At 44.5% G+C, this 22,909-nt stretch carries 20 protein-coding genes; 13 read left to right on the forward strand and 7 right to left on the reverse strand.

Features of this window, described 5'->3' with window-relative positions; genetic code table 11:
- The first annotated feature begins 81 nt into the window (after positions 1-81).
- The 4 genes from lon (at position 82) to R7P67_RS20815 (ending at position 5,498) form a co-directional block, all read left to right on the forward strand.
- Positions 82-2,433, forward strand: a complete 2,352-nt coding sequence (gene lon, locus R7P67_RS20800) for an endopeptidase La (RefSeq protein ID WP_005384300.1) — start codon at positions 82-84, stop codon at positions 2,431-2,433.
- 191 nt (positions 2,434-2,624) lie between these two features.
- The gene (locus R7P67_RS20805; RefSeq protein ID WP_005382341.1) at positions 2,625-2,897 is read left to right on the forward strand and encodes an HU family DNA-binding protein; all 273 of its coding nucleotides are present in this window, start codon (positions 2,625-2,627) and stop codon (positions 2,895-2,897) included.
- A gap of 201 nt (positions 2,898-3,098) precedes the next feature.
- The gene (ppiD, locus tag R7P67_RS20810) at positions 3,099-4,958 is read left to right on the forward strand and encodes a peptidylprolyl isomerase (protein WP_213905389.1); all 1,860 of its coding nucleotides are present in this window, start codon (positions 3,099-3,101) and stop codon (positions 4,956-4,958) included.
- 255 nt (positions 4,959-5,213) lie between these two features.
- Positions 5,214-5,498, forward strand: coding sequence for a ComEA family DNA-binding protein (locus R7P67_RS20815; protein WP_031777211.1), 285 nt, complete (start codon positions 5,214-5,216; stop codon positions 5,496-5,498).
- Between the two features lie 98 nt (positions 5,499-5,596).
- On the opposite strand, the gene rrtA is transcribed toward R7P67_RS20815, so the two are convergent.
- Positions 5,597-6,148 (reverse strand): rhombosortase, encoded by a 552-nt coding sequence (gene rrtA, locus R7P67_RS20820; RefSeq protein ID WP_017634781.1) that lies wholly within the window; start codon positions 6,146-6,148, stop codon positions 5,597-5,599.
- Positions 6,149-6,151: 3 nt separating this feature from the next.
- Between rrtA and R7P67_RS20825 the strand changes: the two genes are divergently transcribed.
- Complete coding sequence (locus R7P67_RS20825) at positions 6,152-6,766, forward strand: tRNA-uridine aminocarboxypropyltransferase (protein WP_318086056.1); 615 nt, start codon at positions 6,152-6,154, stop codon at positions 6,764-6,766.
- Positions 6,767-6,772: 6 nt separating this feature from the next.
- On the opposite strand, the gene R7P67_RS20830 is transcribed toward R7P67_RS20825, so the two are convergent.
- The 3 genes from R7P67_RS20830 to R7P67_RS20840 form a co-directional block, all read right to left on the reverse strand.
- Positions 6,773-8,095, reverse strand: a complete 1,323-nt coding sequence (locus R7P67_RS20830; protein WP_176310856.1) for an anti-phage deoxyguanosine triphosphatase — start codon at positions 8,093-8,095, stop codon at positions 6,773-6,775.
- Between the two features lie 15 nt (positions 8,096-8,110).
- Entirely contained in the window at positions 8,111-8,695 is a 585-nt protein-coding gene (gene yfbR / locus R7P67_RS20835; protein WP_025766954.1) for a 5'-deoxynucleotidase, read from the reverse strand.
- A gap of 90 nt (positions 8,696-8,785) precedes the next feature.
- Positions 8,786-10,000 (reverse strand): pyridoxal phosphate-dependent aminotransferase, encoded by a 1,215-nt coding sequence (locus R7P67_RS20840; RefSeq protein ID WP_005384283.1) that lies wholly within the window; start codon positions 9,998-10,000, stop codon positions 8,786-8,788.
- Positions 10,001-10,217: 217 nt separating this feature from the next.
- Here R7P67_RS20840 and R7P67_RS20845 point away from each other — a divergent pair, with 217 nt between their 5' ends.
- The 7 genes from R7P67_RS20845 to R7P67_RS20875 all read left to right on the forward strand — a co-directional run bounded on the left by R7P67_RS20845 (position 10,218) and on the right by R7P67_RS20875 (position 17,729).
- Positions 10,218-11,525, forward strand: a complete 1,308-nt coding sequence (locus R7P67_RS20845) for an isochorismate synthase MenF (protein ID WP_213912188.1) — start codon at positions 10,218-10,220, stop codon at positions 11,523-11,525.
- Positions 11,522-13,240, forward strand: a complete 1,719-nt coding sequence (gene menD / locus R7P67_RS20850) for a 2-succinyl-5-enolpyruvyl-6-hydroxy-3-cyclohexene-1-carboxylic-acid synthase (RefSeq protein WP_213912187.1) — start codon at positions 11,522-11,524, stop codon at positions 13,238-13,240. Before R7P67_RS20845 ends, menD begins: the two co-directional genes overlap by 4 nt.
- Positions 13,227-14,054, forward strand: coding sequence for a 2-succinyl-6-hydroxy-2,4-cyclohexadiene-1-carboxylate synthase (gene menH, locus R7P67_RS20855; protein ID WP_170890779.1), 828 nt, complete (start codon positions 13,227-13,229; stop codon positions 14,052-14,054). The genes menD and menH overlap by 14 nt, the downstream gene beginning before the upstream one ends.
- Entirely contained in the window at positions 14,047-14,913 is an 867-nt protein-coding gene (gene menB / locus R7P67_RS20860) for a 1,4-dihydroxy-2-naphthoyl-CoA synthase (RefSeq protein WP_213912186.1), read from the forward strand. The genes menH and menB overlap by 8 nt, the downstream gene beginning before the upstream one ends.
- A gap of 125 nt (positions 14,914-15,038) precedes the next feature.
- Positions 15,039-16,028: an o-succinylbenzoate synthase gene (gene menC / locus R7P67_RS20865; protein WP_104978921.1), complete on the forward strand. Its 990-nt coding sequence runs from the start codon at positions 15,039-15,041 to the stop codon at positions 16,026-16,028.
- Positions 16,013-17,440: an o-succinylbenzoate--CoA ligase gene (menE, locus tag R7P67_RS20870; protein WP_213912185.1), complete on the forward strand. Its 1,428-nt coding sequence runs from the start codon at positions 16,013-16,015 to the stop codon at positions 17,438-17,440. The genes menC and menE overlap by 16 nt, the downstream gene beginning before the upstream one ends.
- Before the next feature lie 100 nt (positions 17,441-17,540).
- Positions 17,541-17,729 carry a hypothetical protein gene (locus R7P67_RS20875; protein WP_031780888.1) on the forward strand — a complete coding sequence of 63 codons (189 nt, stop codon included), beginning with the start codon at positions 17,541-17,543 and terminating at the stop codon, positions 17,727-17,729.
- Here R7P67_RS20875 and R7P67_RS20880 read toward each other — a convergent pair.
- The 3 genes from R7P67_RS20880 to R7P67_RS20890 all read right to left on the reverse strand — a co-directional run bounded on the left by R7P67_RS20880 (position 17,726) and on the right by R7P67_RS20890 (position 21,248).
- Complete coding sequence (locus R7P67_RS20880; RefSeq protein WP_005384270.1) at positions 17,726-18,655, reverse strand: YeiH family protein; 930 nt, start codon at positions 18,653-18,655, stop codon at positions 17,726-17,728. The two genes, R7P67_RS20875 and R7P67_RS20880, sit on opposite strands and share 4 nt — an antisense overlap.
- Positions 18,656-18,769: 114 nt before the next feature.
- Positions 18,770-20,644: an MFS transporter gene (locus R7P67_RS20885; RefSeq protein ID WP_115385834.1), complete on the reverse strand. Its 1,875-nt coding sequence runs from the start codon at positions 20,642-20,644 to the stop codon at positions 18,770-18,772.
- Positions 20,645-20,657: 13 nt separating this feature from the next.
- Positions 20,658-21,248 (reverse strand): TetR/AcrR family transcriptional regulator, encoded by a 591-nt coding sequence (locus tag R7P67_RS20890; protein WP_005382308.1) that lies wholly within the window; start codon positions 21,246-21,248, stop codon positions 20,658-20,660.
- Between the two features lie 392 nt (positions 21,249-21,640).
- Between R7P67_RS20890 and R7P67_RS20895 the strand changes: the two genes are divergently transcribed.
- Positions 21,641-22,513 (forward strand): Tim44 domain-containing protein, encoded by an 873-nt coding sequence (locus R7P67_RS20895; protein ID WP_206958143.1) that lies wholly within the window; start codon positions 21,641-21,643, stop codon positions 22,511-22,513.
- Positions 22,514-22,909 lie beyond the last annotated feature (396 nt).

Consider the following 22,909-nt stretch of genomic DNA (forward strand, 5'->3'; position numbering starts at 1 on the left):
TCTCTTATTGAATCCAAACAATTAGCCCCCATATACTGCCTTAAGTAATACGTTAAACGTGAAAGCGGAAGAGAGAATTATATGAACTTGGAACGTTCCGAGCGTATCGAGATCCCGGTACTACCTCTACGTGACGTAGTGGTCTACCCACACATGGTTATTCCATTGTTTGTTGGTCGTGAGAAATCGATTAGCTGTCTAGAAACGGCGATGGAAACCAACAAACAAGTTCTTCTTGTGGCACAAAAGCAAGCGGATACTGACGAGCCTACGGTTGACGACCTATTTGACGTAGGTACGGTAGCCACCATTCTCCAGCTCTTGAAGCTTCCGGATGGCACAGTAAAAGTATTGGTCGAAGGCCAGCAGCGAGCAAAAATTAATCACTTTAAAGAGAGTGACTTCTTCCTAGCGGAAGCTGAATTTGTTGTTACGCCAGAATTGGATGAGCGTGAGCAAGAAGTGATTGTTCGCAGCGCGATTAATCAGTTTGAAGGGTTCATTAAGCTAAACAAGAAGATTCCACCAGAAGTGCTAACGTCCCTTAATGGTATCGACGAAGCCGCACGCTTAGCGGATACCATCGCGGCTCATATGCCGTTGAAGTTGGTGGATAAGCAGCAAGTGCTTGAAATTGTTGACGTCACTGAGCGTCTGGAATTCCTGATGGGCCAGATGGAATCAGAGATCGACTTGCTGCAAGTTGAAAAACGAATTCGTGGTCGCGTTAAAAAGCAAATGGAAAAATCTCAGCGTGAGTACTATCTGAATGAGCAAATGAAAGCGATTCAGAAAGAACTTGGTGAGATGGAAGACGCACCAGACGAGTTCGAAACGCTACAGAAGAAGATTGACGAATCAAAAATGCCTCAAGAGGCACGTGAAAAGACAGAACAAGAGTTGCAAAAGCTTAAGATGATGTCTCCAATGTCTGCTGAAGCAACAGTGGTTCGTAGCTACATCGATTGGATGGTCAGCGTTCCTTGGGCTAAGCGCTCAAAAGTTAAGAAAAACTTAGCGAAAGCAGAAGAGGTTCTTAATGAAGATCACTACGGTCTAGAACGCGTCAAAGAACGTATCCTTGAATACTTGGCGGTTCAAAACCGTATCAACAAGCTAAAAGGTCCTATCCTTTGTCTCGTTGGTCCTCCTGGTGTCGGTAAAACATCTCTTGGTCGTTCAATTGCTTCAGCTACAGGCCGTAAGTATGTTCGTATGGCGTTGGGTGGTGTGCGTGATGAAGCGGAAATTCGTGGTCACCGTCGTACTTATATCGGCTCATTACCAGGCAAATTGATCCAGAAGATGTCGAAGGTTGGTGTGAAGAACCCGCTGTTCTTATTGGACGAAATCGACAAAATGTCTTCCGATATGCGTGGTGATCCGGCATCGGCTCTGCTAGAAGTACTTGATCCTGAACAGAATAACTCGTTCAACGATCACTACCTAGAAGTGGATTACGATCTCTCTGACGTTATGTTTGTTGCGACATCGAACTCGATGAACATCCCGGGTCCATTGTTAGACCGTATGGAAGTTATTCGTTTATCTGGTTACACCGAAGACGAGAAGCTGAACATTGCAAAACGTCACCTTGTTGATAAACAAGTGAAGCGTAATGGCTTGAAAGCGGATGAGATCGTCATTGAAGATTCTGCGATTATTGGCATCATTCGTTACTACACGCGTGAAGCGGGTGTCCGTAACTTAGAGCGTGAGATTTCTAAGATCTGCCGTAAAGCGGTGAAGAACATCTTGCTGGATAAGGACATCAAGTCAGTAACGGTAACGATGGACAACCTAAAAGAGTACTTAGGTGTTCAACGTTTCGATTACGGTAAAGCGGATGAAAGTAACCGAATTGGTCAAGTAACTGGCCTAGCTTGGACAGAAGTGGGTGGCGATCTATTAACGATTGAAACTCAATCAATGCCAGGTAAAGGTAAGCTGACACAAACGGGTTCTCTTGGTGATGTGATGCAAGAGTCTATCCAAGCAGCAATGACAGTGGTTCGCTCTCGTGCAGAAAAGCTAGGTATCAATACTGACTTCTACGAGAAGAAAGATATTCACGTACACGTACCGGAAGGCGCGACACCAAAAGATGGCCCAAGTGCGGGTACAGCAATGTGTACGGCATTGGTTTCTTCTCTGACAGGCAACCCTGTGAAAGCAGAAGTAGCGATGACGGGTGAAATCACACTGCGTGGTGAGGTTCTACCTATCGGCGGCCTAAAAGAGAAGTTACTTGCGGCACACCGTGGTGGCATTAAGACAGTGCTAATTCCAAAAGATAACGAGCGTGATCTGGAAGAGATTCCTGATAATGTTATCGCTGATCTGAAAGTTATCCCTGTACAGTGGATTGATGAAGTACTGAAAGTCGCACTAGAGCGAGACCCGACGGGCGTTGAGTTTGAGTCTCAAAAATAGTGATGTGTAGCAAAAATAAGTAAAAGTTTACGCTGATAAGCCCAAAAAGGCTTGTCAGCGTTTTTTTTGGGCGCTAAGTTAGTTTCGATAGCTGCCAGCCCTTGATGAATAAGGGGTGGAGCATATTTTCTTAACAATGGAACGAAAGTCATCACAAAAATAATCACAGATGACACAAAGGGGAAATTACAGTGAATAAAACTCAGTTAGTAGAACAAATCGCAGAAAATGCAGATATTTCTAAAGCGTCAGCGGGTCGTGCTCTAGATGCATTCATCGAAGCAGTAAGCGGAACTCTTCAATCTGGTGATCAAGTCGCTCTAGTTGGCTTTGGTACATTCAGCGTTCGTACTCGTGCTGCACGTACTGGTCGTAACCCAAAAACTGGTGAAGAAATCCAAATCGCAGAAGCAAAAGTACCAGCTTTCAAAGCTGGTAAAGCACTGAAAGACGCTTGTAACTAATCACGGCGTTATTTCTGTAACCGGCCATTTGCTTAACTTTTGCTCAAACAATAAGTTTCGAACAAAAATTTACAAACTTCGAGCCGAACTTTCTTAAATTATGCGCATCATACTGATGCGCATTTCTTTTTCTGATATTATTGCGCCATTATTTCTATTAGATAGAAGCAGTAGGCTTCAATTGTGGAGAGCAGTTAAATTATGATGGATCGACTACGCGAAGGCGTGAATAGCATCGCGGTCAAAATTATCCTTGGACTTATCATCCTGTCTTTCGTATTTGCAGGTGTAGGTAGCTACATCGTTGGTGGTAGCAACAACTCTGCAGCGAAAGTCGGTAACACTGAGATTCCTCGTGGTGAGTTCGAGATGGCATACCAAAATGAGCGTAACCGTATGCAAGCTCAGTTGGGTGACTACTTCTCTCAAATGCTGGCTGACCCTGCATATGTTGAATCTTTCCGCAAATCCGTTTTAGATCGAATGATCAATGACGTGTTGCTTGACCAACAAGCTGAAGCTTTGGGTCTGCGAATCAGCGACACTCAAGTGCGTAGCATGATTCTAGACATGCCTCAGTTCCAATCTAATGGTCAGTTTGATCAAGAGATCTATCAAGCTTCTTTGCGTCGTGCAGGCTTTTCGCCAGACTCTTTTGCTGAGTACATGCGTCGTGAATTGGTTCGTGAGCAACTGCTGAATGCGCTACAAAACAGTGAATTTATTCTGCCGGGCGAAGTACAAGCAGAAGGCAAGCTGTTCACTCAAACTCGTGATATTCGCACGATTCAGATCGACTTAGCGGAGTTCGCGAAAAATATTGAATTGACCGACGAAGAAATTCAAGAGTACTACAAAGCAAACCCAGACAACTTTACACGCCCAGAGCAGGTTAAAGTCTCTTACATCGAACTGTCAGCTGAAGCGCTAAAGGAACAAGTTAATGTTTCTGATGCTGAGGTGAAAAAGTACTACGACGAGCACTTAAACAAATACTCTTCAGAAGAGCAACGCCGTGTCGCTCACATTCTTGTAGAAGGGGACGATGAAGCAAAAGCGCAAGCTATCCTAGATGAGCTAAACGCGGGTGCAGATTTTGCGACGCTTGCTCAAGAGAAATCTGACGATTTTGGCAGCGCTGAAAACGGTGGTGACTTAGGTTGGATCGAGCGTGATGTGATGGACCCTGCTTTTGAAGAAGCGGCATTCGCACTGAAGAATCCTGGCGATACGTCGGGTCTAGTAAAGTCGGACTTTGGCTATCACATTATCAAGCTTGAAGAGCTAAAAGATTCTGTGGCGAAGCCATTTGAAGAAGTCGCTGCTGAAATCAAACAAGAGATGGTTGACCAACAAGCTATCGATCAATTCTACGAGTTGCAAAATGAGCTTGAGCGCGTAGCGTTTGAATACCCAGACTCATTGTATGATGCTTCTCAAGCGGTTAACCAAGAAGTGAAGACAACGGACTTTATTTCTCAGGTTGATGCACCTGAAGTGCTTCGTAGCCCTGCTGTAATGCAAGCTATCCTAAGTCCTGAAGTTAAAGAAGATGGCCTAAACTCTGAAGCTATCGAAGTTGCGCCTGAGCATATTATCGTTGTTCGTGTTGAAGATGTGCGTGACGAGACAGTTCTTCCACTAGAAGAAGTGAAAGATCAGGTTGTTGCAGAGCTATCTCGTGTTAAAGGTGAGCAAGAAGCGATGGAGCTTGGAACACAAGTCGTTGCGGCATTGAAAGAAGGTAAGACGAACGTGCTTGCTGAAAATAATCTTGCCTTTGGTGAACAAGAGACAGTAGATCGTCGTTCTCCGTTGGCAACAACGGTATTCGCGATGGCAAAACCAGTCGATGGTAAACCAGTATACGGTCAGTCTAAAGATCTTGAAGGTAACATCATTATCATCGAGCTTGATGCTGTAAACGCAGAGCTAGATAGTGAGTTAGAAGATCAAGTTGCGATGCAAATGCAGCGTGCATCTTCTCAGCAAGACTTATCATCTGTACTAGCCGTACTGCGTGCAAATACTGACATTGAGTACTTTGTTGTGAGCAACTAAGCACAATTAGTGTAATTTGTATGTTGAATAAAACGGACCGCATAAGCGGTCCGTTTTATTTTTGTCTTTATGAACTTCAATCATCAATAGGCATTACTTAAATTAGTGCGCGTTTAAGTGATAGCGGCCGTTGTGAATTCCGAGTCATCTCAGTTTGTTAAATGCATAACCATATTGCTTTCCATTGCAAACTTGATAGTGACTCGCTCTCGATGACTGTTTTTAGCCTACTATTTTGGAGATTGTATGTTCAATATGAAATGGATTTTGACATTGTGCTTATTTGTTTTTGCACCTTTTAGCATGGCTGCGGATTCAGCCACTGACAAATATGAAGGAATTGAAATTACTGTAAATATCAACACGGCCACTGCTGAAGAAATTGCGACCATGTTGAAAGGTATAGGTGAGAAGAAAGCGCAGAGTATAGTGGACTACCGCGAGGAACATGGCCCTTTTAAAACGGCGGCAGATTTGAAGAGCGTAAAAGGTATTGGTGAAGCGACAGTTAAGAAAAACGAAGACCGCATTTTACTGTAGCTTGATGTATTGCAGATATTGAGTCTGAATTCAGAATAATATCTGTTTCCCTATTACTGCTTTCCCGAACCAGTCCCTCTTTCGTGGTTCGGGATTTTTTATCCGAATAAACGACGGCGAAGGCCTTTTTCCATTAAAGCCATCACTAACCCACCGAGTGCGCCAAACATATGAGCATCAATAGCAACGTTTGCACCGATAAGCTCAGCAGTACTGCTGGATGGGCCATAGACCTGCTCCCATGCTACTTTGGCGATTAGCCCTCCGACTAACAACACACTGCTTCTTCTGCTTTCAAAGACTTCTCTGAGCGCCCAAAATCCAAACAATCCGTGTAATACGCCGGATAAACCCACGTATACCGACATGTTGGTAAACAAATTCAGCGCACCAACACATGCACATAAGATTGAAAAAACGATAAGGAAGTTACGAGTGCTTGGGCGAAAAATAAAAGTAATGATCCACAATCCGGCGAGGTTCATTCCTAAGTGCGCAAAGTTGGTATGTGTGAGATTTCCTGTTACGATTCGCCACCATTCACCATGGCGTATATTGTAGCTGTGCCACTCGGTTAGGTTTGCCATTGGTTCAAATTGAAGTATCAAACAGATCACGCTGATAATACTCAGCAAGGTATAAAGGTTCACTCTATGTCTCGTTATTGTTCTCGTTGTGGAAAATCGCAAAAAGCGTGTATTTGCCAATGGATTGTACCGCTGGCAAGCGAGGTAGAACTTATCATTCTTCAGCACACGAGTGAAGAATATCGTCCGCTTGGTACGGCACGGATTCTCAATTTGAGTTTAGATAACTGTATTTGTTTGATAGGAGAGGACTTTTCTTGTGATGATGTCTTAAATCACTTATTAGCGGATGAGTCATATCAACATTTTGTTCTTTACCCATCAGAAGAGTCACGATGCATTTCTGAAATCACTCAAGCGAGTCATAGTGTATCTAAGAAAATACGTTTGATTTTGCTCGATGGTACGTGGAAAAAAGCGTACAAAATGTGGCAACTCTCAAGCAACTTACATCCACTCCCAACCGTGCAGTTGCCTAAGAAACTACAAGGGCACTACACCATTCGTAAGGCGCCCTCTGAGAATAGCTTATCGACAGTCGAGGCTGGTTATCATTCGCTTCGCTTGCTTGAACCCGAGCGCGACTTTACACCGCTTATGCATGCCTTTGAAAATATGATCGAATTCCAAATCGCCCAGATGCCTCCGGGCGTTTTTGAAAAGAATTACTTGAAAGGTTGAGTGTTACTAAAGAACGATGGAAGAGAAAAGTTGGCGGTGTAGCTTTTGCGCGTGACCATCGGTCATTGCAGAAATATAATCGGCGATGACCCTCATTTTATTGCTTTCGCTCTTCGCCTGACACCACAGCTCTTTTGTATGAACGGGTAGTAAGCGCTCTGGGTCTGCTGTTAACGCTTCAAAAATATCCATAATAATTTGCTGACCCTTATACTCAACGATCTGGACCTGCGGGACTTGGATAACGAAGGTGCTGACAAAGTGCTTGAGTACGTCAAGTGCACGTGCCATCTGTGGTTCTAAACACGCATTCCAAGACAGTAAAGGGTTATTAAACGGCTCATCCACCGCTTTGATTGAAATGCTGGTCAGTAGCGCGTTAACCATACCACCGATGGCATCTTTCCGCTCATGGTGCTTACCGCTAAATAGCATCTGTCCGATGGAATCGATATGAGCTTCAAACCACGGGTCGCCACAGTCCGCTAATTGACTTGCTGCGCCTTCTTGCCATTGCTGACGTGTCACCATACCAAGTACGATTGCATCTTCTAAATCATGAACACCGTAGGCGATATCATCTGCTAGCTCCATGATTGAGCAATCGATTGATTTAAAACGCGTTTTACTGTGCTCAAACTCCGATTCTGGCGTTGAACGCATCAGACTAAGCAATGCCTTGTCGTTGTCAGAAAGCGGTGCAATTACCCAATCAAATAAGTCTTTATCACAATCATAAATGCCTTTAGCTGGGCTCCAATCTTTTGCTTTTAGTTTACGTTGATGCTCGGCTGGTTGAGGCAATTTGACGGAGCGTGTTTGACTAATGAGGGCAGGGTACTTAATCAAACCAAGCAGTGTGCGGCGTGATAAATTCATTCCGAAATGCTCGGTATAAGGCTCTAACTTAGTGACGATACGAAAGGTTTGGGCGTTCCCCTCGAAGCCGCCATGTTCGCGCATTACGTAGTTTAGAGCGACTTCTCCCCCGTGACCGTATGGAGGATGCCCGATGTCGTGCGCCAAACATAATGAATCAATTAAGCTGTCTGACGGCAATAGATCACGGAACTCTGGTTGTTTTTTCTTTAGTTGGGCGACGATACCAGTCCCGAGTTGCGACGCTTCTAAGGAGTGTGTTAACCGGCTGCGGTGAAAGTCTTCCAAGCTATTGCCGTGTACTTGGGTTTTTGCTTGTAGGCGTCGAAATGCAGCCGAGTGAAGAATGCGCGCTCGGTCTCGTTGGTACGGGCTCCGATGGTCGTCTCGACGGATTTTATGCTCATCATCATGGCGCTCTTGCCATTGCGGGTGTAATTCAAACGACACGATTATCTCCGTAAGCTAACTGATTTCATCTAACGATAATTCGAAACTTGGGGCAAAGGTATTGAGAAAGTAATCCATTTCAGGCGTTCTGCGTTCTTGCAAAGTGACGTCTAAGCGTTTTTTTGCCAGAGCGAACTCATGGTTGCCGGCGCTTAGTTCTTCGAGACATTTTAAATAGGCACAGATGGAATCGGCTTGCTTAACGATTTTTGCGTCCTCTTCGTGAGCAGAGTGAGAAAGAAGATAGGGGGCAAAGTCATCTTGGAACTCTTCCGGTAACATTGAGAGTAATTTTTGCTCCGCTGCCGATTCTATCTTCTTATATTCTTTGGCAATTTCAGGGTTGTAATACTTCACTGGAGTCGGAAGATCACCCGTTAATACTTCACTGGAGTCATGGTACATGGCAAGAATCGCGATGCGTTCTGGATTAAGGTTGCCGCCGAACTTTTTGTTTTTAATGAGGGCAAGGGCATGAGCGACAAAAGCAACTTGTAAGCTATGCTCTGAAACGTTTTCTGGTGAGACGGACCGCATTAAAGGCCAGCGTTGGATCAGCTTCATTCGAGCCAGGTGGGCGAAAAAATGGCTTTCTTTCATGGCTTTCTCCGTTTCTGGTGTAAAAAAGGAACTCACTAGGAGTTCCTCTAAGCATATGAGAGATCAGCACTAATTACTACCAGTGATTCATTACTGGCTGTAGGTTGATAGGAATCTTTCAAAACGTCCAATGGCGATTTCTAGATCTTCAACGTGCGGTAGTGTCACGATGCGAAAGTGGTCTGGTTTTGGCCAGTTAAAGCCGGAACCTTGCACCAGTAAGACTTTCTCTTGTTTTAAGAAATCTAAAACCATCTGTTGATCGTTCTTGATGTTGTACATTTTAGTGTCGATTTTCGGGAAGAGGTACATCGCCCCCTTAGGTTTGACACAAGAAACGCCAGGAATCTGATTGATCAGTTCATACGCTCGGTTGCGCTGCTCTAACAAGCGTCCGCCAGGTAAAATCAGTTCATTGATACTCTGGTATCCACCTAACGCGGTTTGAATGGCATGTTGCATTGGTACGTTTGCACATAAACGCATCGATGAAAGCAGCTCCAAGCCATTCACGTACCCTTGAGCCAGATGTTTAGGCCCCGTTAAGAACATCCAGCCACCACGGAAACCACAAACACGGTAGGCTTTTGAAAGGCCATTGAATGTCATGACTAGCACGTCTTCAGTGAGTGTGGCGACTGAGGTATGTGTTGCACCGTCGTACAACACTTTGTCATAGATCTCATCTGCGAAAATGATCAGTTTGTGCTGGCGTGCTATCTCAATCACTTCAAGTAGGAAGTCACGGCTGTATACCGCACCTGTCGGGTTGTTCGGGTTGATCAGAACAATGCCACGTGTCTTTGGTGTGATTTTCTTTTTGATGTCTTCAAGGTCTGGGTACCAGTCAGCTTCTTCATCACATAGATAATGAACCGGCTTACCACCAGATAGTGCAACTGAAGCTGTCCATAACGGATAGTCTGGTGCTGGGATCAGCATTTCGTCGCCATTGTTTAATAGCGCTTGCATGGCCATTACGATCAACTCAGACACGCCGTTACCTACATACACATCTTCGACATCTAGCGAGCGTATACCTTTACGCTGATAGTGTTGGACCACAGCTTTACGAGCAGAGTAAATACCTTTGGAATCACAATAGCCTTGAGAAGTCGGCAGATTACGAATCACGTCGACTAAAATCTCATCAGGGGCGTCAAAACCAAATGGGGCAGGGTTACCAATGTTTAGCTTTAGGATTTTATGCCCTTCTTCCTCCATGCGCTTAGCATGTTTGAGTACAGGACCCCTAATGTCGTAGCAGACATTGTCGAGTTTTGACGACATCCCGATATTTTGCATTGTTTAATTCCTAAAAATTCGTTAATTTCTTTATTAAAATACAATAATTTGTTTTTTATTAGAATATATATCTGTAAATAATCTGTCTGCTGGTTAAGTTTTGCTCGCTTGCTATCACAGGATTTTGCAAAAGATCGCATACGACCTTGATTTGCTTTGGGTCTAAACTTAGAGTAGCCGTCAGTTACCATTTATCCTCACATACAACGAGGTTGATTTGTCACAGTTCCATCAAGCCGTAAAGAGAATTATCGAGCGAGTTCAGCAATCGGAAGGCAATCAAACACGTCTGGTCGAGCCCCTTAGCGAGAAACCTAATTTCTCATTTATTGATTGGCTTGATGCACAACCACTTTTCCCTAAGTTTTATTGGCAGTCCCGCGATACACGTGAAGAGGTCGTTGCACTAGGGCAATTGCACGCTTTTGTTGAGCCAGGTCCTGCTTATACCATTCTAGGTGAAGGGCAAAGAGTCTGGGGCGGGCGCTCTTTTGATGGACAGCATGAGAAGAATCGTCGCTGTATGCCTTCTTTTTTCTTTTTGCCTCAAATTGAGTTAATTCGTTTTGACCAACAGTGGTCTCTCGCAGTTAATATTTCAGAAGACAAAGCGCGAACTCTAGCTGGGTTGAATAAACTGGTTTGTGAGGTCGCGACCTTAGCTCCAATTTCGTCTCACATCCGCTCTATTGTTCATACGCCAAGTCAGCCTCAATGGAATGAGTTAGTTCATAAGGTTCTGACTGGTATAGAGAATGATGATTTTAAGAAAGTGGTTTTAGCGCGTCGCTCTACCGTGCAGCTTGATAACACATTAAGTGCTGCACAGCTACTTAAAGCAAGTTACTTAAATAACCACCATAGCTTCCATTTCATGCTGAGCTTAGACAGTAAGCACAGTTTTATGGGGTCTACGCCAGAACGTTTGTATTCTCGCGTAGGGCATGAGCTACATACCGAAGCGTTAGCAGGTACGATTGGTCGGGGAGACAATGCCACTCAAGATATGGAGTTGGCGAATTGGTTATCCCAAGACCAAAAGAACCTCAACGAAAACCAGTATGTGGTGGACGACATCATTGACCGTCTATCACCGCATTCTGAAATGGTTGAAGTGGAAGCTGAACCGAGTTTGGTCAGACTACGAAAAGTGCAGCACCTTAAGCGAAATATTCACGCTAGTCTAAGAGCGAGGATAAATGGTGTTCAGTTGTTATCGGCGCTTCAGCCAACAGCGGCGGTTGCTGGCTTACCCCGACAAGAGTCGATGCAATTTATATTGGATAATGAGCCGTTTGCACGCGGCTGGTACGCGGGGTCAATGGGTTATATAAGCCATGAGCGTGCAGAGTTTTGTGTTGCAATCAGAAGCGCGCTTGTGCTCGGTGATCAAGTACAACTGTTTGCAGGCGCAGGGATTGTGCCTGGTTCTGTGGCAGAACATGAGTGGGCAGAACTTGATAAGAAAATGTCGACGTTACTTACGTTGATTTCTGATCATCCGCCATTGGGAGTCGCATCATGAGTCATGACCAAGCGGTGCTCAATCGAGTTTGGTCAGAAACCATATTGATTGAGCTTCAGCGATTTGGCGTTAAGCATGTTTGTATCGCTCCCGGATCTCGTTCTACGCCTTTAACTTTAGAAGCGGCAGAACAGTCCGACTTTTCCATTCATACTCATTTTGATGAGCGTGGATTGGGCTTTATGGCTCTTGGTTTAGCGAAAGCTACTCAGGAATCCGTGGCAATTATCGTTACCTCTGGTACGGCAGTGGCGAACTTATTACCGTCGGTTGCCGAAGCCAAACTTACTGGTGAAAAACTGGTGCTGCTGACAGCAGATCGTCCAGTAGAACTTGTCGGCTGTGGTGCAAACCAAGCGATAAATCAATTGGGTATTTTTTCACATCATGTTTCGGCCAGTTTGAATTTACCAAGCCCAAATTTAGCAACGTCGCTTAACTGGTTGCTGACCTCTGTTGACGAAGTGATGTTTACTCAGCAATTGCAGGGTAGTGCCGTTCATATTAATTGTGCATTTCCAGAGCCTTTGTATTCCAACGGCGCAAAAGCGGATTATCAAACCTACTTAGATTCGGTCGCCGGATGGCGAAAAGGAAGCGGCACTTATACTCAGCGTTTTAGCCATTTGTCACAGGCGAACATCCCGCCTTTTTCAGACAAAAAAGGCTTGGTTGTGATTGGCAGCTTACCGCTTGAACAAGCGAAGTCGGCGCAGGCATTTGCACAAAAGATGGGATGGCCAGTACTTGCAGACCCGCAAAGTGGTCTCAGTTCGGATTGGGCGTATTACGATGTATGGCTTCAACTTCCCGAGTTCGCAAACGAGCTTGAATCTTGTGAACTTATTATCCAATTTGGTAGCCGAATCATCTCCAAACGTTTGAACCAATGGATTGATAAACAAGTATCGAAAAATCAACAAAGTAAAGACGTTCAGTATTGGTATGTCTCACCTTGTATGGACCGGAATAACCAAAATCATCTGGCGCAAATGCACTGGGTTGAGCCTCCTAAAACGTGGGTTTCTCGCATTAGTTTTGAGAAGTCAATATTTGCTGGGTGGGCTGATAGGTTAGCGAATGACGTTAAGCGAGTTCATCAACGTATCGAAGAAGCCTTCCTATCTGATTCAGCGTCTGCCATTGACGAAATTGCGTTGGCAGCAGACATCAACGAGCGCACAAAGAACGTAGATGTTTTCTTGGGTAATAGCTTGTTTGTTCGGCTTGTTGATATGTACGGAAAATTGGATGGTGTAGAGGTTTTCACTAATCGAGGCGCATCAGGGATTGACGGTTTGTTTGCTGCGGCATCAGGCGTGCAACGGGCAAGAGGTAATCCGTTACTAATGTATATCGGTGACACAGCAGCACTTTATGATCTCAATTCTCTGGCGCTATTTTCTCACAATAAACTGCCGGCGGTACTTGTTGTTACTAATAATGACGGCGGTGCGATTTTTGATATGTTGCCAGTACCACCAGAGCGCAGGACGACATATTATCAAATGCCTCATGGTTATCAGTTTGAACACGCGGCAAAGCAGTTTGGTTTGGCGTATTTGCATGTTTCTACACTGGAGCAATTCCAATCATCTGTAAAAGAGCATTTATGTCACCGCCAAGGAACGTTGCTGGTCGAGGTTCAAACCCCATCTAATCAAGCTGCTGAGACACTCAAGGCATTTAATAAGAGTCTGAATGCTTTACTTTGAACGTTTCCCTGTATTAGAAAAACACCAAAGTAGAACGTTGCCCACTTTGGTGTTTTTGCATGGCTTGCTTGGTAGCGGTGAAGATTGGCAAGCGTGTATCAACGCGTTACCCGAGTATGAACGTGTTACGGTTGACCTTCCTGGTCACGGACGCAGCCAATCTATCTTTTGCTGCGATTTAAATGATTGCTGCAAACTTCTTGGTTCCACACTATCTTTATTATTTCCCTCACAACAACCACTTATTTTGATTGGTTACTCTATGGGCGGCCGCATTGCGATGCATGGTATTGCCCATCAATGCTTTCCAGATCTCAATATTGCGGGCGCGATCGTTGAAGGGGGAAACTTCGGGCTTCAAACTGAGTCAGAGAAACAGGTGAGATTAGAGAATGATGCTCGCTGGGCAATGCGTTTCAAAACTGAACCACTTGAACGTGTTTTGAACGATTGGTACCAACAAGCGGTGTTTTCTTCACTAAACCATGAGCAAAGACAAACATTCATTGCGAAGCGAAGTGATAATCTTGGCTCAGCGGTGGCGAATATGTTGATGGCGACATCGTTAGCCAAACAGGCATATTTGTTGCCCTCACTGCAAAAGCAGAACATACCAGTGTATTACTTGTGTGGTGAGAAAGACCAAAAATTTAGCCAACTGGCACAACGTAGCGGGTTGGCGTATCGACAAGTTGAAGGCGCTGGTCATAACGTCCATCAAGAGCAGCCCAAACAGTTTGCGATACATACCAAGCAAATAATTCAGTCTCACTTTGGTGAGAGTAACGAGAACAATGGGAATCACCATGGCTAAAACAGTAGGCATTTCTGAAGAAGAACTTTACGCTCCGGTTCAATGGAAAGATTGCGGCGAGAAATACGAGGACATTCATTACCATAAGTCTGAAGATGGTATCGCGAAAATCACCATTGCGCGTCCTCAAATGCGTAACGCGTTTCGTCCTCAAACGGTAAAAGAGATGATTGATGCGTTGGCAGATGCGCGTTACGACTCTGGTGTTGGCGTGATCATTCTGACAGGTCTAGGTGAAGACGCATTCTGTTCTGGCGGCGACCAGAAGATCCGTGGCGACTATGGCGGCTATAAAGATGACCAAGGTACGCATCACCTAAACGTATTGGACTTCCAACGCGATATTCGTACTTGTCCAAAACCAGTGATCGCATCGGTAGCGGGTTGGGCTGTTGGCGGTGGTCATGTACTGCATATGATGTGTGACCTAACGATTGCAGCTGACAACGCTCAATTTGGTCAAACAGGCCCTAAAGTGGGTTCATTTGATGGCGGTTGGGGTGCATCTTACATGGCTCGCATCGTAGGCCAAAAGAAAGCTCGCGAAATTTGGTTCCTATGTCGTTTCTACAATGCTCAAGAAGCGGTAGACATGGGCCTAGTAAACACAGTTGTACCACTAGCGGATCTAGAGAAAGAAACCGTTCGTTGGTGTCGTGAAGTACTACAGCACAGCCCAATGGCATTGCGCTGCCTGAAAGCTGCATTAAACGCAGATTGTGATGGTCAAGCGGGTCTGCAAGAGCTAGCGGGTAACGCAACGATGATGTTCTACATGACTGATGAAGGCCAAGAAGGTCGTAACGCCTTTAACGAGAAGCGTCGCCCAGACTTCGATAAATTCCCTCGCAACCCATAATCCGTCTAAATGAGGAGCGTGTTAGCTCCTCTGTTCCTTTTTTCCTGAGCGCCTCGCCCTCTGGGAGGCTGGTGGGATTGCTCGTCAGAACGCTCAAATATACGGCATTACATAGGACTTGAATTATGCGTGAAGCGAAAATTTATCGTTATAGCTTGCCCATGGATAGTGGTGTCATCCTACGTGACAACAAGCTAACCGAACGTGTTGGTTATGTTGTTGCGCTTTCCGAAGATGGTAAAACAGGGTTTGGAGAAGTCGCTCCTCTTCCTGGTTTTAGCTTAGAGAGCACCGAAGATGCGGGTGTTCAGCTACAAGAACAGGCGGAGCGTTGGGTAGCAGAGTTGGATGTGGATTATGCCAATATGTACCCATCGGTTGCGTTTGGTTTATCGATGGCACAACTTGAATTAGCTGGTGGTTTACCACAACAAGGTAAATACCAAACAGCGCCACTATGCACTGGCGACCCAGATGAGCTCATTCCAAAGCTGAACGAAATGGAAGGTGAGAAAGTCGCTAAGGTGAAAGTTGGACTTTATGAGCCAATTCGCGATGGCATGCTTGTGAACCTTTTTCTTGAATCAATCCCTCAATTAACGCTTCGACTCGATGCCAATCGCGCTTGGACACCAGAAAAAGCGCAGCAGTTTGCTAAATACATTACTCCGTCTTTGCGTCAGCGCATTACCTTTTTGGAAGAGCCGTGCCGCTCTCCTGGCGATAGTCTCTCTTTTGCGATTAATACTGGTATTGCTATCGCTTGGGATGAAACATTGCAAGATGCGGTTCGTCGTGAAGATTTCCGTCTTGAAGATCTAACTGGAGTGAAAACGATCATCATCAAACCCACACTCATTGGTTCAGTGGATTTTTGTATTACACTGATAGAGAAAGCGAAGTCACTAGGGATGAAAGCAGTGATTAGCTCGAGTATTGAATCCAGTCTCGGTTTAACTCAATTAGCGCGCTTTGCCCAATGGCAGCTGCCTGATGAAGTTCCAGGTTTGGATACGATTGGCTTATTCAAAGCTCAGCTTGAGCAGGGCTGGCCTAAGTGTGAACTTCCCGTTCTTCCTCTAAAAGACCAGGAGATTGTGTGGCATTCTGCGTAGACAATATTGCGAAGGCACCATGGAAATATTGGGCTCAAACGAGCCCTTTTTCTATTGCACTCAAGACATCAACAGAAGTATTAAACTGGCAACACCTCTCGAAGCGTATTGACCAATACACTCACTATTTGAATGACTTGGGTGTAACTCGGGGGGATGTGCTGACTTTGGTTGGCAAGAACCAAGTAGAAACACTGTTGTTTTATCTTGCCTCCAAACAGTTAGGCGCGCTCGCTGCGCTGACCATGGAACAACCACTAGATAAGTTGCAGGGTAAGCTTGCTACACTTTACAGGCCTGATCAAACTCGGTTTATCTGGTTTTCTCAGGAGTGCGCTTCGACCTTTTCTGAACATGATATACAAAAACTCAAGGCAACATTGCTTTCACCGCCTGTAGTATCACAGCAAGAGAGTGATTCGTTGACTGAAGATAGCTATCATCATGACCGGCTCGCTTCAGTAGTATTTACTTCTGGCTCTACAGGGGAGCCTAAAGCTGTGGTTCATACACATCGACAGCATCTTGCGTCTGCAGAGGGCTTGTTGCAGGAGTTCATTTTCACTCAGCAAGATGCTTGGCTGTTATCGCTTCCGCTGTATCACGTCTCTGGATTAGCGATTGTCTATCGTTGGCTATATGTCGGAGCAACACTAAAAGTCGGTTCAGGGAAACTTGTTGATGATATTCAGGGCGTATCACACGCTTCTTTGGTTGCGACTCAGCTCAAACGGTTATTGGATGATGATGCACATTTGTCATTGACACATGTGCTACTGGGCGGCAGCCACGTTGATCACGAGTTGGCACTACGAGCAACAGGGCAAGGCATTGAGACATGGTTAGGTTATGGGATGACGGAGGCGGCCTCTACCGTTACCGCAAAGAGAATTGACAGCACCAGTAATGCTGGACATGTATTGAAGCACCGTAAGATAAAATTAGTTGACCAACGCATTTTTATTGGCGGTAAGACATTAGCGGCAGGGTATTTCCATCAAGGACATGTTACCCCATTTCTGGATGAGAAAGGCTGGTTTGACAGCAAGGATCTTGGCGAGTGGCAAGGTGATGAATTAAAGATAATCGGCCGTGCCGACAATCAGTTTATCTCTGGTGGTGAGAATATCCATTGTGAAGAGATTGAAGCCGCTTTGAACCAAATTGATGGTGTAGTGCAGAGTATAGTGGTTCCAGTCGAAGACGCGGAGTTTGGTCATAGACCAGTAGCTGTGATTCAGACCAATGGATTGCGCAGCAAGTCGGAGTATGACCAGCACTTGCAATCAAAGTTAGAGAAGTTTAAATGGCCAGTGGAATACCATGTAATGCCAGAAACTCTACTAGAAGGTGGGATCAAAATTTCACGTAAGGCCGTGAAAGAGTGGCTGTTGTCATCACTTCAGCATTAGTCAATTTTGCTATGTATTAGTCATAAAGAGAATTTCGTATCCTTATAACTCTGAATCATAATTATGCTTCTTAGTGGAGAGAAAATGCATAAGGTTCAGGATGGCAAAGCTAGTTTTAATTGCGGCAGTAGCACTACAAATTGGTATCGCGATAAGTAGTGAAGGGCTAGCCCGCTCTCTTGCAGAGCTGACGGCATTTTTGATCGCTATTGCGTTGGTCGTTATATACAAAAATAGCAAACGGGAAATACCGCCCCCTCAACGCGATAAGCAGACCACCAATATCTAAAACAGTAACCAACTTAGAGAAGTGGTAGAAATTAGCACCCACAGAGTCACACCAAACAACAGCGGCTTAGCTCCAGCTGACTTTAGTTTTGAAATTGAAATGCTGCAACCTATCAAGAACAGACATACAACCAACGCTTGCTTTGCTCCAATGAAAATGCCGTGATAGACCATTTCAAATTGAGGAAAGAAGTCGCTAAACGCGATAGCTGCACAGTACCAAAAAATGAAATAAGGGATAGCTAGTTTTTTCTTTCCATTCTCTTTTTGGCCTCTTGAAAAGATGACGGCACTGATCAAAGCAACAGGAATGATCCATAAAGCGCGCGCGAGTTTCAATGTTGTTGCCGTAGTTAGCGCTTCTTCCCCATAGGCCGAGGCAGCCCCGACAACAGAAGATGTGTCATGAATGGCAATCGCAGCCCATGTGCCAAACGTGTGTTGATCTAGCCCTAAAGCATGTCCAATCACAGGAAACACAAAGAGTGCAATGGAGTTCAGGACAAATACCGTTGCCAGTGCTAATCCAATCTGCTCGTCTTTCGCTTTAATCGCCGGTGCCACAGCAGCAATTGCGCTACCACCACAAATTGCAGTACCTGATGAGATTAAGTAAGCGGTTACTCGCTCCAATTTAATTACCCTGGCAATGAGAGTGCCCATGATCAGTGTGCCTGTAATAGTGGCGATGATCAGGCCGATACCATCCGATGTGACTGCAAGTGCTTGCTCAAAGTTGATGCCAAAGCCTAAGCCAATAATCGAGTAAGACAGCAGCTTTTTAGTAAAAGAAGCGATGGGCAGCTCGGAAGGCACAAAACCAAAACTTGCGAGTAGAAAACCGATAACTAGAGCAATGGGAGAGGAGGCAAGAGGGGTTAGACAAAAAAGTAACGCCAATCCAAACAGGAGGTAGTTTCTATTCAAGGTTTTTATTCGCTGTTGTGAATGAAAGGGAGAGTATATCGCACTGGGTGTGGTCAGTTTGTCTTAATGATTTGAACACATGTTCAGTTATCCTAAACATGTGTTCAAGTGTATTTATCGCCAGTCGCCTCTAAGTTGATGCACTTTATCGAACATTGTTTTTGCCGTTGCTTCATTTGGTGGCACCGGTTGTCCTGCCTCAATTTCTAGCTTTGACCAAAATCGAGTCGGTAAGCCACAGCATGCGCGACCTTTTGCGCGGCTGAAATAGCTTCCCCATAAGCCTTTAAGTGCAACAGGTATGACGGGTACTGGGCTACGACGTAGAATGATATCAATACCTCGCATGAATTCATTCATTTCACCATCTGAAGTTAATCTTCCTTCAGGGAAAATACAGACGATATGACCTTCGCTTAGCGCAGCTTCCACATCGTTAAATGCACGTCTGATAGAGCTTCTGTTACTCGCTGAAATTGGAATTACCCCAGTTCGACGTAAAAAGCGCCTTAATGGAGGTAGGTTGGCGTAATCTTCCTCCATCACAAAACGAATCAACCTTGGGCATACCGCACTAAGTAGCAATGCATCCATGTAGCTTACATGATTACATACAATCAATGCCCCACCATGCTCGGGTAGGTTGTGTAGATTCTTATGCTTAACTCGATAGATGGTGTGCGTAAGCATCCACATGACAAAGCGAACTACAAAAATAGGAATTTGCAAAAAGATGTAAGCGGCAACTAAGAAATTTAAAATGGCTAACAATGCAAACAGCTGAGGAATTGTCATCTTGATTACACTTAGGCACACAATACCTAAGACAGCGCTGCCGACCATAAACAGAGAGTTAAAGATGTTGAGCCCTGCGATGACTTGAGCACGTTCGGTTTCCTTTGCTCGATGCTGCATTAATGCGTAAAGCGGCACGATAAACAAACCGCCTGAAGCGCCAATCATCAATAGGTAGAAAAATAATGGCCAAAAAGGCTCATATCTAAAGAAGTCTACAAAGTTATGGAAAATAGGTAGATCATTGGGAATGGAAGTGGCCATTAGGTACCCAAATACCGTAATGCCAAATGCACCAATTGGCACAATACCGACTTCTATACGATGGTTTGAGATCCAATTGCAAAGTAGCGACCCTAGCGCGATACCAATGGAAAATAGAGCGAGCAAGAAAGACACCGCACTCTCGGTGCCATTTAGGTAAATCTTAGTGAAATTCGGGAATTGTGTTAGATATGCGGCGCCTAAAAACCAAAACCAGCTTATTGCCATTATGCATTGAAAAACAACTCGATCGGATTTGGCGATAGAGAGCGTGTGTTTGGTTTGCTTGTATGGTTGCCAACGAAAAGAGAGATTGGGCGCGCTGGCTGCAGCAAAGGGGATTGAGCGGCTCGACAAGTAGCCTAACAATGCGAAGATCACGACACAAAATGCGGCAAGGTATTTTGCGTTGTCTGCAGAGGCTATAATCCCAGCGCCTAAGGTGCCAATAAGGATGGCGATAAAGGTACCAGCTTCAACAAGAGCGTTGCCGGGCACTAACTCTTTAGCATTTAACTTTTGAGGCAAAAGGGCATATTTAACTGGGCCAAAAAATGCTGACTGTGTGCCCATTAAAAACAGTAGCAATAAAAGCACACCATAACTTTCGGTTATGAATCCGATGGCACCCAACAGCATAATGGCTATTTCAAATAGTTTGACCTTACGAATAAACCATGACTTTTCATATTTGTCGGCTAATACGCCAGCGGAAGCAGAGAACAGAAAGAACGGTAGAATGAACAAGCCTGCCGCAAGGTTGATGAACAAATTGCTCGAAATAGGCAGTGCACTGGAGCCCGCGAATGCGACAAACAACAGCAAAACGTTTTTAAAAATATTGTCGTTGAAAGCGCCAAAAAACTGAGTAATGAAATAGGGCAGGAACTTTCTCTGCGTAAGTAACGACGGCTGTCTGTCGGATGACATGGATAATCCTTTGCTACCAGTTCGTGAGATAGTTAGAAAGAAGATTACTGATCAACTCTTTGCCATCAATCGGTTCACTAGAGAAAAACTTATCATCAACACTGAGTAAAGTAATGCCATGTACGCCAGACCAAAGGACTCGACTCGCTTGAATCACTTCGGATTCAGTACGATGTGGTGCGATTTGAGCCAATAGTGACTCTAGCATTCCCGTCATACCATCGATACGTTTGGCATGCCATTCCGGAAGTTCTGCTCCATTCATGTTGTGTTCGAACACTAACTGCCAACGGTATGGGTGTTTTTGAGCAAAATCGTGGTAGCAATAAGCGAGTTCAAAAAGCGCTTGATGGGAATCTTTGCTGTCATTAGTCGCTTTGCGTGCTTCTTGAGATAACTCATCTAAAGTTTGAGCGACAACATGAAGCAGTAGCAAATTATAATTACCAAAAACATTTACCAATGTGCTTGGCACGTAACCAATCATGTTAGCGATTTTACGAAGACTGAGTTCGTGGTAAGAATTCTCATCTAAAAAGTTTTTGACCGTTGTTAACGTCAAATTCACTAACTCTTCTCGGGTGTGATCGTTTCTGCGCGCCATACTCTCAAACTACTTTATTGAACATCGTTCAATATGATAGTCAGCTACCTATTAACCGTCAACAAGGCAATGTATCCAAGTGTCCTCAAGGTGTAGGATTCTGAGCTGTGTCACTGATTCTAATTCAAGTAAAACAATCTGGAGTATTAGTGAACTTATTCCATACTTTTTTTACATTGATCAAGCGCATTCAGCTGAATTGTAAGCAGTGTGAGCAGTCTGCATTTTTGGCAATATTCTGATACATGTCAGCTTCTATAAGCTATTTTCATCAATCGGTATACAGAGTATGATGACTTAAAAATCATCTTTGGCGTGCTACTGTTTGAAACAACGATTGTTTCGTCTTGAAAATGGGGCACTATCTTAGATAGCTAACTTTAAGGATAACGATGAAACGTTTATTTTCTATTGTTGCTTTATTGATGTTTACTGTTGCTGTAACGCCTATCGCGGAAGCGAAGAAGTTTGGTGGCAGTAAGTCTTTCGGTAAGAGCTACAAAACTGCACCAGCACCGAAACAACAGCAACAAAACACCAATACGGTCGGCAAAGATCAGACGACAAAGTCTTCAAGTAAGAAAGGCCTTATGGGTGGTCTGCTAGGCGGACTTCTTGCTGGTGGTCTACTTGCTGCATTCTTTGGCGGTGCTTTTGAAGGTATCCAGTTTATGGATATCCTAATTATTGGTTTGATTGCCTTTGTCATCTTTAAACTAATGCGCGGTATGCTAGGTGCGAAGCAGGGCAGTATGAACCAGCATCGTCAACAGCCTGCATTTGGTGGCAACGCATCTAAGTTTGAGCAACCAAACATGCAAAACTTTGAGCAACAACCAAACACAAATAATGGTGGCTTTGGTGGTTTTGGCGCTCAAACAGACGTACCACATAACTACCCACCGGGTTTTGACCAAGCAGCGTTCATTAGTGGTTCTCGTGAACACTATCGAATCCTGCAAGGTGCGTGGAATCACAACCAGCTAGAAACTATTGAAGAATATGTTTCTCCAAGCTTGTTTGAAGACCTAAAAGCAGAGCGCGCGAAGCTCGACGGTGAGCAGCATACTGACGTAATGTACGTTGATGCGGAGATCGTCCGTGCTGATTACGATGCAAATAAAGCACAGCTTAGTCTGCAGTTTAGCGGTCGTTACCGTGACACAGTAGAAGGTGTTGAAGAAGAAATCGAAGATATCTGGCACCTAGAGCGTGACTTGACTGCGCCTAATGCGCCATGGTTAATCGTTGGTATTCAAGGCTAGTCACCTTTAAACCAATTTAGTCACTAGTAAAAATCCCGCATCCCCTGCGGGATTTTTTGTATCTATCATTTATATTTCTTGTACGTGTTTTTATACAAACATCACTAATTGAGTCCGTTTGGTAATTTTGCGAGCCCACTTTTTCTAGTAAGTCCTCAAGTGTTTTCCTATTTATATTGAACATTCATATTAAGGCCATACGAACTAACAAAATCAAAATAGCTAGTACATTGTTTGTAGGGTAAAGATCTGCTCCTCAGCCTTTTGTTTGTGGAGTTTCACATGGGGTTGGTTGCTTTAGTGAGATTGAGTATAGGTTATACCAATCGTAGTAAATAACTGGTCATTCTAGCTTGTTAAAATACTCGATAACTGCGTTGCAATTTTTGATTGTAG

It is taken from the genome of Vibrio sp. Vb0937, assembly GCF_033338855.1.